13 protein-coding genes are annotated in these 12206 nt (G+C 74.2%); 4 read left to right on the forward strand and 9 right to left on the reverse strand.

Annotated features, from left to right (window positions below; genetic code table 11):
- Positions 1 to 4 precede the first annotated feature (4 nt).
- Entirely contained in the window at positions 5 to 391 is a 387-nt protein-coding gene (locus SCK26_RS04350) for a PPOX class F420-dependent oxidoreductase (RefSeq protein ID WP_318199916.1), read from the reverse strand.
- A 383-nt stretch (positions 392 to 774) separates the two neighbouring features.
- Between SCK26_RS04350 and SCK26_RS04355 the strand changes: the two genes are divergently transcribed.
- The gene (locus tag SCK26_RS04355) at positions 775 to 2097 is read left to right on the forward strand and encodes a S1 family peptidase (protein ID WP_318199917.1); all 1323 of its coding nucleotides are present in this window, start codon (positions 775 to 777) and stop codon (positions 2095 to 2097) included.
- A gap of 75 nt (positions 2098 to 2172) precedes the next feature.
- Here the strand turns inward: SCK26_RS04355 and SCK26_RS04360 are convergent, their stop codons facing one another.
- Positions 2173 to 2358 (reverse strand): hypothetical protein, encoded by a 186-nt coding sequence (locus SCK26_RS04360; protein ID WP_318199918.1) that lies wholly within the window; start codon positions 2356 to 2358, stop codon positions 2173 to 2175.
- Between the two features lie 186 nt (positions 2359 to 2544).
- Here SCK26_RS04360 and SCK26_RS04365 point away from each other — a divergent pair, with 186 nt between their 5' ends.
- Positions 2545 to 3744, forward strand: coding sequence for a Gfo/Idh/MocA family oxidoreductase (locus tag SCK26_RS04365; RefSeq protein WP_318199919.1), 1200 nt, complete (start codon positions 2545 to 2547; stop codon positions 3742 to 3744).
- Between the two features lie 17 nt (positions 3745 to 3761).
- On the opposite strand, the gene SCK26_RS04370 is transcribed toward SCK26_RS04365, so the two are convergent.
- Positions 3762 to 4457 carry a L,D-transpeptidase family protein gene (locus tag SCK26_RS04370; RefSeq protein ID WP_318199920.1) on the reverse strand — a complete coding sequence of 232 codons (696 nt, stop codon included), beginning with the start codon at positions 4455 to 4457 and terminating at the stop codon, positions 3762 to 3764.
- 148 nt (positions 4458 to 4605) lie between these two features.
- The gene (locus SCK26_RS04375; RefSeq protein ID WP_318199921.1) at positions 4606 to 5994 is read right to left on the reverse strand and encodes a PLP-dependent aminotransferase family protein; all 1389 of its coding nucleotides are present in this window, start codon (positions 5992 to 5994) and stop codon (positions 4606 to 4608) included.
- Between the two features lie 76 nt (positions 5995 to 6070).
- Here SCK26_RS04375 and SCK26_RS04380 point away from each other — a divergent pair, with 76 nt between their 5' ends.
- Positions 6071 to 7456: a pyridoxal phosphate-dependent decarboxylase family protein gene (locus SCK26_RS04380; protein ID WP_318199922.1), complete on the forward strand. Its 1386-nt coding sequence runs from the start codon at positions 6071 to 6073 to the stop codon at positions 7454 to 7456.
- A gap of 7 nt (positions 7457 to 7463) precedes the next feature.
- Here SCK26_RS04380 and SCK26_RS04385 read toward each other — a convergent pair whose 3' ends face one another.
- The 5 genes from SCK26_RS04385 to SCK26_RS04405 form a co-directional block, all read right to left on the reverse strand.
- A complete protein-coding gene (locus SCK26_RS04385) occupies positions 7464 to 8252 on the reverse strand; it encodes an SDR family NAD(P)-dependent oxidoreductase (RefSeq protein ID WP_318199923.1) in 789 nt (262 codons plus the stop codon).
- Positions 8253 to 8460: 208 nt separating this feature from the next.
- Complete coding sequence (locus tag SCK26_RS04390; RefSeq protein ID WP_318199924.1) at positions 8461 to 9375, reverse strand: SDR family oxidoreductase; 915 nt, start codon at positions 9373 to 9375, stop codon at positions 8461 to 8463.
- Between the two features lie 95 nt (positions 9376 to 9470).
- Complete coding sequence (locus SCK26_RS04395; RefSeq protein WP_318199925.1) at positions 9471 to 10100, reverse strand: MBL fold metallo-hydrolase; 630 nt, start codon at positions 10098 to 10100, stop codon at positions 9471 to 9473.
- A complete protein-coding gene (locus SCK26_RS04400; RefSeq protein WP_318199926.1) occupies positions 10100 to 11188 on the reverse strand; it encodes an S-(hydroxymethyl)mycothiol dehydrogenase in 1089 nt (362 codons plus the stop codon). The genes SCK26_RS04395 and SCK26_RS04400 overlap by 1 nt, the downstream gene beginning before the upstream one ends.
- Positions 11189 to 11312: 124 nt before the next feature.
- Positions 11313 to 11627, reverse strand: coding sequence for a hypothetical protein (locus SCK26_RS04405; protein WP_318199927.1), 315 nt, complete (start codon positions 11625 to 11627; stop codon positions 11313 to 11315).
- A 172-nt stretch (positions 11628 to 11799) separates the two neighbouring features.
- Between SCK26_RS04405 and SCK26_RS04410 the strand changes: the two genes are divergently transcribed.
- Positions 11800 to 12165, forward strand: a complete 366-nt coding sequence (locus SCK26_RS04410) for a nuclear transport factor 2 family protein (protein ID WP_318199928.1) — start codon at positions 11800 to 11802, stop codon at positions 12163 to 12165.
- The last annotated feature ends 41 nt before the right edge of the window (positions 12166 to 12206 follow it).

The following is a 12206-nucleotide window of genomic DNA, read 5'->3' on the forward strand; positions in this document are numbered from 1 at the left end:
GCCCTCACCGGCCGGGGGTCACCCGGATGCCGACCGTGCCGTCCAGGCCGCGCCGCAGCCGGCTGCCGAGCAGGGTGAGGCGGCCGAGGACGCCGTACTTGCCGGCGATGAGGCGCCGGTAGCGGGCGGTGGCGCCCGCGTCGGCGATCTCGGCGGTGGCGGGCAGCTGGTCGCCGGTGGGGTTGCCACGCCGGTCGCAGGGGCCGACGAGGACGTCCGGGCGGTGCCGGATCCGCTTGACCTTCCCGCTGCCGGCGGCGGTCCACACGCCGAGGGTGTCCCCGTCGCGGACCACCCACACCGGGGTGGCGACGGGCGTGCCGTTGCGGCGGTAGGTGGTCAGCAGCAGGTAGGGGCCGGCGCCGAGCCGGGCGAGTCGTGTGGGGTCCATGTCCGCAGTCTCCCGCCCGCCGGGTCCAAGGTCCAGACGGTGCAGATCGGGCGGGGCGTCCGGATCGCGTCACCGGACTTCCGCCAGCCGGTGACGCCGATCCCGCTCGACGTGGTCGTCTCCACCGGCGGCGACGAGGACCCGTACGGCCTGCCGGCGCGGCGGTTGACCGACGGAGGGCCTGCCCGCGGCGGCGGCCGGAGGCCGCCGCCGGGTTCGCGCCGGAAGGGGCAGCCGTGTCCGGCGGAGTGGCCCGCGAGCCCGAGCCCGGTCGCCGCTGAACACCGCCGCGCCCGGCGCCGTATGGAGGGGCGGGTCCCCGGCCGGCCGGGGGCCCCGCGGTGCCGGCTCGGGCATCGCGGGTCCGGCCACGGGAGCCTCGCATGCGGCACGCACGACGACGGGTCGTCCTCCGGGTGACACGCCTGGCGGCGGCCGGCGGACTCCTCCTGGGAGGTGCGATGGTCGCACAGGCGGCCTGGGCCGGTGAGCCCTCGCCCGCCTCCGCCGGGCGGCCCGGCGACACCGCTGCGGCGCTGGTGGCGCGGCTCGGCACCGCCCGTACGGCGGGCAGCTGGACCGGAGCCGACGGGCGCGCGGTGGTGGCGGTGACCGACGGGGCGGCGGCGCGGGCGGTGCGCCGGGCCGGGGCCGGGGCGAAGACCGTCGCGCACAGCATGGACGAGCTGAAGTCGGCGACGGCGAGCCTGCGTTCGGCGCCACGGGTGCCGGGCACGGCGTGGGCGGTGGACTACCGGGCCAACCGGGTCGTGGTGCGGGCCGACCGCACGGTGTCCGCCGCCGACTGGTCCCGGCTGAGCCGGGTCGCCCGGCGGATCGGCGGTTTCGTGCACATGGAGCGGACCAAGGGCGCCTTCACCACGCGGCTGAACGGCGCCCGGCCGATCCTGTCGGCCGGCGGGCGCTGCTCGGCGGGGTTCAACGTCACCGACGGGCGGTCCGACTTCATCCTCACGGCCGGGCACTGCGGGGCCGCCGGGGCCGCCTGGTTCGCCGGCGATCCGGGCGGCCCGCCGCTCGGCACCACCGTCGACAGCGCCTTCCCCGGCAGCGACTTCTCGCTCGTGCGGTACGCGGGCGGCACGGCGGGGCCGGGCGCCGACGTGGTCGCGGTCGGCGGCGGCAAGGGCGTGCGGATCACCGGGGCGGCCGATCCGGCCGTCGGGCAGCGGGTGTTCCGCAGCGGGAGCACCAGCGGGCTGCGCGAGGGCCGGGTCACCGCGCTGAACGCGACCGTCAACTACCCGGAGGGGACGGTCACCGGGCTCGTGGAGACCACGGTGTGCGCCGAACCGGGCGACAGCGGCGGCCCGCTGTTCGCCGACGGCATCGCGCTCGGTGTCACCTCGGGCGGCAACGGCGACTGTACGACGGGCGGGACGACGTTCTTCCAGCCGGTGACCGAGGCGCTGTCGGCGCTGGGGGTCCGGATGATCACGTCGGCGGGAGACGCGGGCGGCGCCCGGACGGGTTCGCCCTCCTCCGCGGCCGGTGCGACGGCTCCCGCCCCGGCCCGGCCGGTGACGGGCCGGGCCCTGTCGGACCGCCTGCTGGACGCCCGCAACACCGGGCCGGGCCTGCTGGTCGTCGCGGGCAGTCTGGTCGCGCTGGTGGCGACCCGGTATCTGCGGGCCGAGCGGGACCGCAGGGCGTACCGACGGGACTACTCGGCGACCTGGGGCTGACCGGGCGGCGGAGGGACGACGGAAAAGGGCACCCGTGTCGTCACGGGTGCCCTCGGCGGTACGGCGCGGGGCCGGTCAGGCGGCCCGGTGCGATCGCGGGGTCGCGGCGGCCCACTCCATCACGAGGCGCTGGTACTGCGCGCGCTGCTCGGTGGTCAGTGTCCCGCCCGACCGGCGCCACAGGGCCCGGATCTCCTCGTTGACCTCCGCGGCCGATCGCTCGGAGGCGGTCGCAACAGTGGTGGACATGCTGTGAAGCATATGCCGACCGAGGTGAAGGCGCTGTGAGTAAGTATGCGCGATACGGACATTTCGGACCGTGTTGCTCATCACGTCAATGTGTCAAGCCCCAGCGGGAATTCTTTCGGAACGGCGACCCCGCGCGATCTCAGGGGTGACCGAGTGGGCTCTTGACGCGTAAAATCTTTCGTCGCGAAAGTGATCCATATGACTTTCTCCCTCGGCATCGTCGGCGCAGGACAGTTCTCCGGCCAGTTCGCCGCGCTCTTCCACGCCCATCCCGGCGTACGGGACGTCTATGTGACGGACGCCCTGCCCGAGCGCGCCGAGCGCCTCGTCGCCGCGAAGGGTCTCGCGGGCACGTTCCCGTCGTACTCGGCGATGCTGGAGTCACCGCTCGTCGACGCCGTCGCCGTCTTCACCCGGCGCTGGACACACGGTCCCCTGGTCATGCAGGGCCTGAACGCGGGCAAGCACGTGTACTCGGCCGCCCCCATGGCGGTCACCGCCGAGGAGGTCGCCGCGATCGTCGCGACGGTTCGCGCCACCGGACTGACGTACATGATGGGCGAGACCAGCCACTACCACCCGGCGACCGTGCACGCCCGCGCCAGGAACGCCGAGGGCGCCTTCGGCCGGCTGTTCTACGCCGAGGGCGACCACGTCCAGGACATGGACCCGGACTTCCGCGACGCCCACCGTTGCAGCGGCGGCGAGGACGGGCGGGCGACCGCCGGCCATCCCCCGCTGCTGTACCCGACGCACTCGGTGGGCGGGGTGCTCGGGGCCTGGCGGACGCACGCGGTGAGCGTGTCGGCGATCGGCGTCCGCGACGACCGCGACGATGGTGTTCTCGACCGCTCCGCCGGCATGTTCGACGACGACATGTCCAACGTCACCGCGCTGTTCGAGGTGGCGGGCGGCGGATCGTTCCGCACCAACGAGTTCCGGCGGGTCGGCTACCCGGCGCACCTGCGCGCGTCCCGGTTCCGGTTCTTCGGGACAGAGGCCAGCATGGAACAGCTCGCCACGGTGGCCCTGTGGCAGGACCGCGGCGGCGTCGAGGACATCACCGAGCTGCTGGAGCCGAAGCGGAGCCCCGCGCCCGACGACCCGTCCCTCGCCGCTCTCGCGCCGGAACCGCGCGCGGCCTTCACCTCGGGCTCGGCGCCGGTGCACGACCGGTCCCGGCTGCCCCGTGAGTTCGACCGTCTGGCCAACGGGCACGAGGGCAGCCACCACTTCCTGGTGGACGACTTCGTCACCGCCGTGACCCGGCGCGCCCTGCCGCCGGTGAACGCGTGGGTGGCCGCCCGCTACACCCTGCCGGGCATCGTCGCGCACGAGTCGGCACGGCAGGGCGGGGCGCGGCTGGACATCCCGGACTTCGGGGACGCCCCCGCCTGACGGGACCCGCCCGGGGCTCAGGTGCCCGGCTTGCGGCCGTAGACGAAGACGTCGTCGCCGTTCCTCAGCAGCGACCAGTACTTCTTGGCGTCCGTCTTCGTCATGTTGACGCAGCCGTGCGAGCCCGGCGGGTTCCACATGCTCAGGCCCACCGAGTGGAAGGCCTGGCCGCCGTCGAAGAACTGGCTGTAGGGCATCGGCACGTCGTAGAGGTTCGAGACGTGGTCGATGTCCCGCCAGTAGATCTTCTTCAGGCCGGTGCGCGTCTCGTAGTGGTCACGGCCGGTGCGCACCGGCACCGGGCCGTAGACCAGCCGGCTGCCGTCCTGGATCCAGCTGAGCTGAAGCGTGAGGTTCACACAGGCGATCCGGCCCTTGTTCACCGGGCACTTGCCGTCCTTGTTCGGCTTCTTCCCGACGGCCTTCTGCTTGTTCATCAGGTCCATCACGCCCCAGGTGACCGAACCGGCGTAGCCGATGTCGGGGCTGATGCCGTGCCTGGTCTGGAATGTGCGGATCGCCGTGCAGTCGGCGGCGGACTGCCTGCCGTCGACCGGCCGGCCCAGGAACTTCTCCACCTGCTTCTGGTACGGCCCGGTGCTCGTGGTACAGCTCGCGGCCTGAGCCGGTGCCGCGGTGAAGGCGAGCGCGAGCGGCGTCACCAGTCCCGTCACGCCCAGCGCTATGACGCCTCGTTTGCGTATGCCCCCCATGGTGGCCTGTCTCCTTCCGGTTCCCTGGCGGTTCGCCCGGTCCTCCCGGGTGCTCCTCCAGCGCGATTTCCCGCGGTGTCGGACTACTAGACCCGGCCGGGGAGGGCATGGTTGTGGTTCCGGTCAGGCTGTGACGAAACGGTGAAGTTCAGACCGTATCGCACGCCCTGAGCAGCTCCACCGCCCGGGTGAGGGTCTCGGGTGTGGCCGTGAACGGCAGCCGGAGGTGGCGGCTCAGGGTGGCGCGGTCGGCGGCGAAACGGGGGCCCGGGGTGAGGGCGAGACCGCGCGCGGCGGCCCTCGCCGCGAGGTCGGCGGCGCGCGGTCCGGCGCCGCCCAGGTGCAGCCACAGGCTCAGCCCGCCCGCCGGCACGGTGTACGTCCAGCCGGTATCGGCGAGCAGCCCGGCGAGGTGGTCGCGCTGGGCGCGCAGCCGGGCGCGGCGGTCGGCGAGCAGCGCCGGGAGCGGTGCGCCGAGGAGTTCGGCCGCGATGAGCTGTTCCAGCGGCGGCGGGGCGAGCTGCGCCTGGAGCGGACGCAGCAGCAGGCGCCGTACGAGGTCCGCGGTGGTCCGGATCCAGCCGACCCTGAGGCCGCTCCACAGGGTCTTGCTGACCGAGCCGATCTGGATCACCCGCGCCCCGGCGAGGTGCGGCTCGGTGCCGGGCGGTGTTCTCAGGTCGATGTCGCGCAGGGTCTCGTCGGCGAGGACGGTCAGGTCGTGGCGGTCGGCGAGCGCGGCGACCGCCCGGCGGACGGCGGGGTCCATGTGGGCGCCGGTCGGGTTGTGGAAGTCCGGCACCAGGCAGGCGAGTCGGGGGCGGTGGCGGCGCACGGCGGCGGTGAGGTGGGCGATGTCCCAGCCGTCCGTGGCGGAGACGGGGACCGGCAGCAGCCGGGCGCGGCGGGCGCGCAGCACGGCGAGGGCGCCGGGGAAGGCGGGGTTCTCCACCAGCACGGGCGCGGTGCGGTCGGTGTACAGCTGGTCCAGCAGGAGGGTGAGGGCGGCCTGGGCACCGGCGGTGACCAGGATCTGCTCGGGGCGGGTGGCGAGTCCGGCGCGGGTGTAGCGGTCGGCCAGCAGGGCGCGCAGCCGGGGCAGGCCGGCGGTGGCGACGCCGGAGTCCACGAGCAGCGGCGCGGTCAGCTCGGCGGCGCGGGCGAGGGCGGCGCGGTAGGCGTCGTGGGGCGCGGCGGTCACGGCGAGGGTGAGGTCCAGGTCGGCGCCGGGGGCTCCGCCCCGGTCGAGGGACCAGGGGGCGGTGCGTTCGGTGAGGCGGGCGGGCAGGCGTACGGCGCTGCCGCTGCCGTGCCGGGTGCGCAGCCAGCCGTCGGCGCGCAGCAGGCTGAGCGCGGCGACCACCGTGCCCCGGCTCAGCCGCAGGGTGCGGGCCAGTTCGCGTTCCGAGGGCAGCCGGGTGCCGGCCGGGAGCCGGCCGTCGACCACGGCGTCCTTCACCGCGGCGGCCAGGGTCCGGGCGAGGGGGCCGGGCCGGCCGCGCCAGTCGCCGAGCGCGGCGACGAATCCAGTGTCCACGGGTCCAGTTTTACCGGTCCACTTGTGGCGAAGTGGACCAGGCACGGGGCGGTCGCCGCGGCCTAGGGTGCGGCGCATGGACCGTGTGCTCGCCGGTGATCTCGCCCGGCTCCCCGAACTGCTGCAGGCCGCCCGTGATGTCGCCGCCCGGGAGGTGGCGGGGCTGGCCGGGCGGCCGGTCGCCGCGCCGGGCCCGGTGCCGGGGCGGGCGCCGCTGCCGGCCGAGGGCGTGGGCGGCGAGCGTGCCCTCGCGCGCTTCGCCGAACGCTGGGCGCCCGGTTTCTCCGGCTCCGCCGGCCCGCGCTACCTCGGCTTCGTCACCGGCGGGGCGACACCCGCGTCCGTGGCCGGGGACTGGCTGACGTCCGCGTTCGACCAGAACCTGTCGGGAGCGGGCGGTTCCTGGGCCGGGGAACTGGAGCGGGAGACGGTGGCGTGGCTGCGCGAGCTGTTCGGGCTGGGCGCGGCGCACAGCGGGGCGTTCGTGACGGGCGCGACCGCGTCGAACACGGTCGGGCTCGCCATCGGCCGCGAGTGGGCGGGCGAACGGCTGGGCGTGGACGTCGCCCGGCAGGGGGCGGCGGCGCTGGGCCCGCTGGAGGTGCTGTCGGGCAGCCCGCACTCCAGTGTCGCGAAGGCGATGTCGGTGCTGGGCCTGGGCCGGGACCGGCTGCGGCGGGTGCCGGTGCTGCCGGGCAACCGGGAGGCGGTCGACGTGGCCGCGCTGGAGGCGGCGCTGGCCGAGCGGGCGGGCCGGCCGGTGATCGTCGTCGCCAACGCGGGCACCGTGAACACCGTCGACTTCGACGATCTGCGGGCGATCGCCGCGCTGAAGGAGCGGTACGACTTCTGGCTGCACGTGGACGGCGCGTTCGGCGCGTTCGCGGCGCTCAGCCCCACGCACGCAGGCCTGGTCGACGGGCTGGACGCGGCCGACTCGGTCTGTGTGGACCTGCACAAGTGGCTCAACGTGCCCTATGACGCGGCCGTTCAGTTCACCCGGCGCCGCGATCTGCAGGTGGCGGTGTTCCACAACGCCTCGCCGTATCTGGGACCGCCCGGCGGTGAACCGGAGTTCCTGCATCTGACCCCGGAGAACTCGCGCCGGCTGCGGGCCCTGCCGGCCTGGTTCTCGCTGGTGGCCTACGGACGGGCCGGGCACCGGGAGATCGTGGAGCGCAACGTGGCGCTGGCCCGCCGGCTCGGCGCGGGCGTCGAGGCCCTGCCGGGCCTGCGCCTGCTGGCGCCGGTCCGCCTCAACGTCGTCTGCTTCACGCTCGCCGCGGATCCGTCCGAGGAGCGGGTGGCGGAGCTGGCCCGGGCGGTCGCCGCGTCCGGGGAGGCGTATGTGACGCCGACGGTGTACGGCGGCGTGCCCGGGCTGCGGGCCGCGTTCAGCAACTGGCGTACCACCGAGGCGGACACCGAGCGGGTGCTGCGCGTGCTGGCGGCTTGCGTCTGATGTTTCGTCAGCTACCTCCGACAGCCGTACGGAAGCCGGTGTTGACGGCGGTCAGACCGCCGTCGACCACCAGCGTGGTCCCGGTGATCCAGGCGGCGTCGCGCGAGGCGAGGAAGGCGACGGCGGCGGCGATGTCCTCCGGCTCGCCGACCCTGCCCAGCGGGTACACGGCGCGGACGGCGTCGAGAGCGTCCTCGCGTCCTTCCCACGCCGAGGTGCGGACCGTGCCCGGCGCCACGAGGTTGACCCGCACGCCCCGGTGCGCCGCGTGCCCGGCGAGGGTCCGGGTGAGCGAGCCGAGGCCGGCCTTGGCGGCGCTGTAGGCGTGGTTGCCGAAGTCCTGGAGGCCGTTGACGGAGCCGATGCTCACGATCGCACCGCGTCCGGAGGCGGCGAGGTGCGGCAGGGCGGCCCGGCAGCAGCGGTGGGTGCCGGTGAGGGTGACGTCCAGGTCGTGTGCCCAGGCCTCGTCGGGGTCCTCCTCGTACAGCGGGACGTCCGGACTGCAGTGGGCGGCGCAGTTGACCAGCACGTCGAGGGAGCCGAAGGCAAAGACGGCGCGGGCGACGGCCGCCTCCACCGCGGCGCGGTCGGCCACGTCACAGGCGAACGCCTCGGCGGTCAGACCGTCCTGGCGCAGGCCGGCGGCGGTCCGCTCGGCCTCGGCCGGGTCCCGGTCGGTCACCAGCACCCGACCGCCCTCCTCCGCGAGCCGCCGGGCGACGGCGGCACCGATCCCCCGGGCGGCACCGGTGACGAGAACTCCGTGTCCCGTAAAGCGGGTTGGATGGGTCATGGGCCGACGGTACGTCCTCGGAGGCGCGGACACACCGGTACGGCACCGGCTTTCGCGGTGGCCGTGAGGTTGCCGGGGGCCGCCGGGCGAAGGGGGTCACGGGTGGCCGTGGGATTCTCCCGGCAGCCGGCCTCATCGGTGGCCGAGGCGTCACCGGTCACGGTGACGCGACGGCATCCGGTGACCCGCGTGGGCGCGTAGCCGGAGTTCAGCGGTAGCCGGTGACGTCCGCCGGTTTGCCCGGGTCCTGGACCTCGGTCAGGTAGCGCCAGGCGTCCGGGCGGCTGCCGTCGAGGTCGGTGAAGCCGTACGTCTTCGCCAGGCCGCCGCTGGACAGCGACTGCCCGTTGAACCGGGCCGCCTCCGGGTCGGCGGCCAGCGCGGCGACGGCCCGGCCGGTGAAGCGCGGGGTCTCGGAGATGGCGAAGTGGGGTTCGCGTTCCAGGGCGTCGCGCCAGTTCTCCTCGCGCACGCCGTACGCGTCGAGCATGATCTCCGAGCGCATCCAGCCGGGCGTCAGCGCCACCGCCGTCGCGCCGCGCGGCCCGAGTTCGTGGCCGAGGGCGAAGGCCATGCGCAGCACGGACGTCTTGGCGAGGTCGTAGAAGAAGTTCACGCGATAGGTGTCGCGGTTGTACTCGGCGGTGCCGTCGGTGACCTCCACGACCAGGCCGCCGGGCCGGCGCAGCAGCAGTGGCAGCGCGTAGTGGCTGGTGACGGCGTGGGTCTCGACCGCGAGGCGGAGCAGCCGGAGCCCGTTGTCGAGGTCGTGTTCCCACACGGGGGTGTCCCACGCGAAGAGCTTCTCCCCGCCCCAGATGTCGTTGACCAGAACGTCGAGGCGGCCCCGCTCCCGCGCGATGCGGTCCACCAGCTGCCGTACCGCGGACCGGTCGAGGTGGTCGGCCGGTACGGCGATGCCCCGGCCGCCGGCCTCGGTGACGAGGTCGGCGGTGTCCTCGATGGTCTCGGGGCGGTCGTACTCCGAGCGGCGGGCGCGGGTGCTGCGGCCGGTGACGTACACGGTGGCGCCGGCCGCGCCGAGTTCCACGGCGATGCCCCGGCCCGCGCCCCGGGTCGCCCCGGCGACCAGCGCCACCTTGCCGTCCAGCGGTCCTGTCATGTCCTGCCTCCCGTGTGCCGTGCCTTGCGGTTGCGGCACCCACTCTCAACGGAAAACCGGACACCTTCTGTCGGTGTTCTGGGACGGGCCCGCGATCAGTGCCCGCGCTCGATCCACTCCTGGAGGTGGGGGGCCTCCGCGCCGATGGTGGTGGCGTCGCCGTGGCCGGTGAGGACCTTGGTCCCGGACGGCAGGGCGAGAAGGCGGTCGCGGATGGAGTCGATGATGGTCGGGAAGTGCGAGAAGGAGCGTCCGGTGGCGCCCGGTCCGCCCTGGAAGAGGGTGTCGCCGGTGAACACGGTGCCGAGTCCCGGGTCGTACAGGCAGACGGCGCCCGGGGCGTGTCCGGGAGTGTGCAGGACGGTGAGGTCGGCGCCGGCGGCCTCGATGACCTGGCCGTCGAGGAGGTGCCGGTCGGGTTCGCGGTGCGGGTGGGTCTGTTTCCACAGCGGCAGGTCGTCGGGGTGCAGCCAGATCGTGGCGCCGGTCAGGTCGGCGAGCGCCGGGGCCGCGTTGACGTGGTCGTTGTGGGCGTGGGTGCACACGATGGCGGTCAGGCGCCGGTCGCCGACGGCGCGGGCGATGGCCTCGGCGTCGTGGGCGGCGTCGATGACGATCACCTCCCGGTCGTCGCCGACGAGCCACACGTTGTTCTCCACGTCCCAGGTGCCGCCGTCCAGTGTGAACTGGCCGCTGGTGACGAGGCGTTCGACGCGGGCGGTCATCACAGCACCACCACCGAGCGCAGCACGTCACCGTGGTGCATCCGCTCGAACGCCTGCTCCACCTGGTCGAGTCCGACGGTCTCGGTGACGAACGCGTCGAGCGGCAGGCGGCCTTGCAGGTGCAGGTCGATCAGCATGGGGAAGTCACGGCTGGGCAGGCAGTCGCCGTACCAGCTCGACTTCAGGGCGCCGCCGCGGCCGAAGACGTCCAGCAGCGGCAGTTCGAGCTTCATGTCCGGGGTGGGGACGCCGACGAGGACGACGGTGCCGGCCAGGTCGCGGGCGTAGAACGCCTGCCGGTAGGTCTCGGGCCGGCCGACGGCCTCGATCACGACGTCGGCTCCGAAGCCGCCGGTCAGCTCGCGGACCGCCTCGACGGCGTCGGTCTCCTTGGAGTTGACGGTGTGCGTGGCGCCGAGGCTCCGCGCCGTCTCCAGCTTGCGGTCGTCGATGTCGACGGCGATGATCCGGCCCGCGCCGGCCAGCTTCGACCCGGCGATGGCCGCGCCGCCGACACCGCCGCAGCCGATCACGGCGACCGAGTCGCCGCGGCCGACGTCGCCGGTGTTGATCGCGGCGCCGATGCCGGCCATCACCCCGCAGCCGAGGAGGCCCGCGACCGCCGGGGACACGGCCGGGTCGACCTTGGTGCACTGGCCGGCCGCGACGAGCGTCTTCTCGGCGAAGGCGCCGATGCCGAGCGCCGGGGACAGCTCCTGGCCGGTCGCGGCGAGGGTCATCTTCTGCCGGGCGTTGTGGGTGTCGAAGCAGTACCAGGGCCGGCCGCGCAGACAGGCCCGGCACTGCCCGCACACCGCGCGCCAGTTGAGGACGACGAAGTCTCCCGGGGCGACGTCGGTGACGCCCTCGCCGACCGACTCCACGACACCGGCGGCCTCGTGGCCGAGCAGGAAGGGGAAGTCGTCGGAGATGCCGCCCTGCTTGTAGTGCAGATCGGTGTGGCAGACCCCGCAGGCCTGGACGCGTACGACGGCCTCGCCGGGCCCCGGGTCCGGCACCACGATCGTCTCGATCCGCACGGGCTCGTCCTTGCCCGGTGCGATCACGCCGCGTACTTCCTGCGCCATGGCCTGTCCCTTCATCGAATGCCTTCGCCGACGACCCTACGACGCGACCGATCGGTAGCGGGACGGATCACGCACATGATCGCGCATCCTTCCGGCCGCCGTCGGCCGCGGCGCGGGCCGGGTGTCAGCGGAGGCGGACGGGAACGGCGTTCACCAGGCCGAGCACGGGCGCCGCGGGGGCGATGACCTGCTCCAGCTGGTGCAGCTGGTTCAGCTCGCGCAGGTGCCTCAGCTCCTGCACCTGGTCGCTGACCTTCGGCACGCGGTCCCGGTGCGGGGCCGGGATGTCACCGGCGGTGAGCGAGTCCAGCGCGGACAGCGCGCCGAACTTTCCGATGAGGGGCGCGCCGGTGGTCGCCGCGCCCGCCTGCGGTGCGGCGAGGCCGGCGATCCCGGCGGCCAGACCGACGGCGGCGGCGATGCGTCGTGTGGAGATCATGCCCTCAGCAACGGCCCGGGGCCCGGGCCGGACACGGGCGGCGGAGCCGGCTCACCCGTGAGGTGGAGCGTGCCGCCCGCGCTTGCCGGGGCCGCCGGGGCGGAGGAGTCTCGACAGGGGGACCCGTGCGGCCCGCTCGTGGCCGGGCCGCGGGCGCCTGAAGGAGGTCACCATGACTGATGCGACGGGCTCCGCCTTCGACACCGAGACACTGCGCCGGGGCATAGAGGGCAACACCGGCAACACGCTGCTGTCGCTCTACGCGGACGACGCGCGGATCCGCATCGTGGACCGCGACCACCAGCCCAGTCACCCCACGGTGCTGCGCGGCCGGGCCCAGATCGCCGAGCTGCTGGACGACATCTACCACCGCGACATGACGCACCGGCTGGAGCAGTGCGTCATCCAGGGTGACCGGGCCGCCTACAGCGAGTCCTGCGAGTACGCGGACGGCACCCGGGTCGTCGCCGAGTCGATGCTCACCCTGCGGGACGGCAGAATCGCCGACCAGCTGGTCATCCAGGTCTGGGACGACTAGACGACCAGGCCCGGCCGGTACCGGAGGAAGGGCGGCCCGAG

The organism is Streptomyces sp. SCL15-4 (assembly GCF_033366695.1).
Taxonomy (GTDB): domain Bacteria; phylum Actinomycetota; class Actinomycetes; order Streptomycetales; family Streptomycetaceae; genus Streptomyces.

Excerpts from the sequence above, each read along its gene's own strand:
- SCK26_RS04355 (WP_318199917.1), top strand. The coding sequence starts at position 775 with ATGCGGCACGCACGACGACGGGTCGTCCTCCGGGTGACACGCCTGGCG.
- SCK26_RS04410 (WP_318199928.1), top strand. The coding sequence starts at position 11,800 with ATGACTGATGCGACGGGCTCCGCCTTCGACACCGAGACACTGCGCCGG.
- SCK26_RS04385 (WP_318199923.1), bottom strand. The coding sequence starts at position 8,252 with ATGACCCATCCAACCCGCTTTACGGGACACGGAGTTCTCGTCACCGGT.
- SCK26_RS04350 (WP_318199916.1), bottom strand. The coding sequence starts at position 391 with ATGGACCCCACACGACTCGCCCGGCTCGGCGCCGGCCCCTACCTGCTG.
- SCK26_RS04390 (WP_318199924.1), bottom strand. The coding sequence starts at position 9,375 with ATGACAGGACCGCTGGACGGCAAGGTGGCGCTGGTCGCCGGGGCGACC.
- SCK26_RS04365 (WP_318199919.1), top strand. The coding sequence starts at position 2,545 with ATGACTTTCTCCCTCGGCATCGTCGGCGCAGGACAGTTCTCCGGCCAG.
- SCK26_RS04380 (WP_318199922.1), top strand. The coding sequence starts at position 6,071 with ATGGACCGTGTGCTCGCCGGTGATCTCGCCCGGCTCCCCGAACTGCTG.
- SCK26_RS04360 (WP_318199918.1), bottom strand. The coding sequence starts at position 2,358 with ATGCTTCACAGCATGTCCACCACTGTTGCGACCGCCTCCGAGCGATCG.
- SCK26_RS04400 (WP_318199926.1), bottom strand. The coding sequence starts at position 11,188 with ATGGCGCAGGAAGTACGCGGCGTGATCGCACCGGGCAAGGACGAGCCC.
- SCK26_RS04395 (WP_318199925.1), bottom strand. The coding sequence starts at position 10,100 with ATGACCGCCCGCGTCGAACGCCTCGTCACCAGCGGCCAGTTCACACTG.
- SCK26_RS04370 (WP_318199920.1), bottom strand. The coding sequence starts at position 4,457 with ATGGGGGGCATACGCAAACGAGGCGTCATAGCGCTGGGCGTGACGGGA.
- SCK26_RS04405 (WP_318199927.1), bottom strand. The coding sequence starts at position 11,627 with ATGATCTCCACACGACGCATCGCCGCCGCCGTCGGTCTGGCCGCCGGG.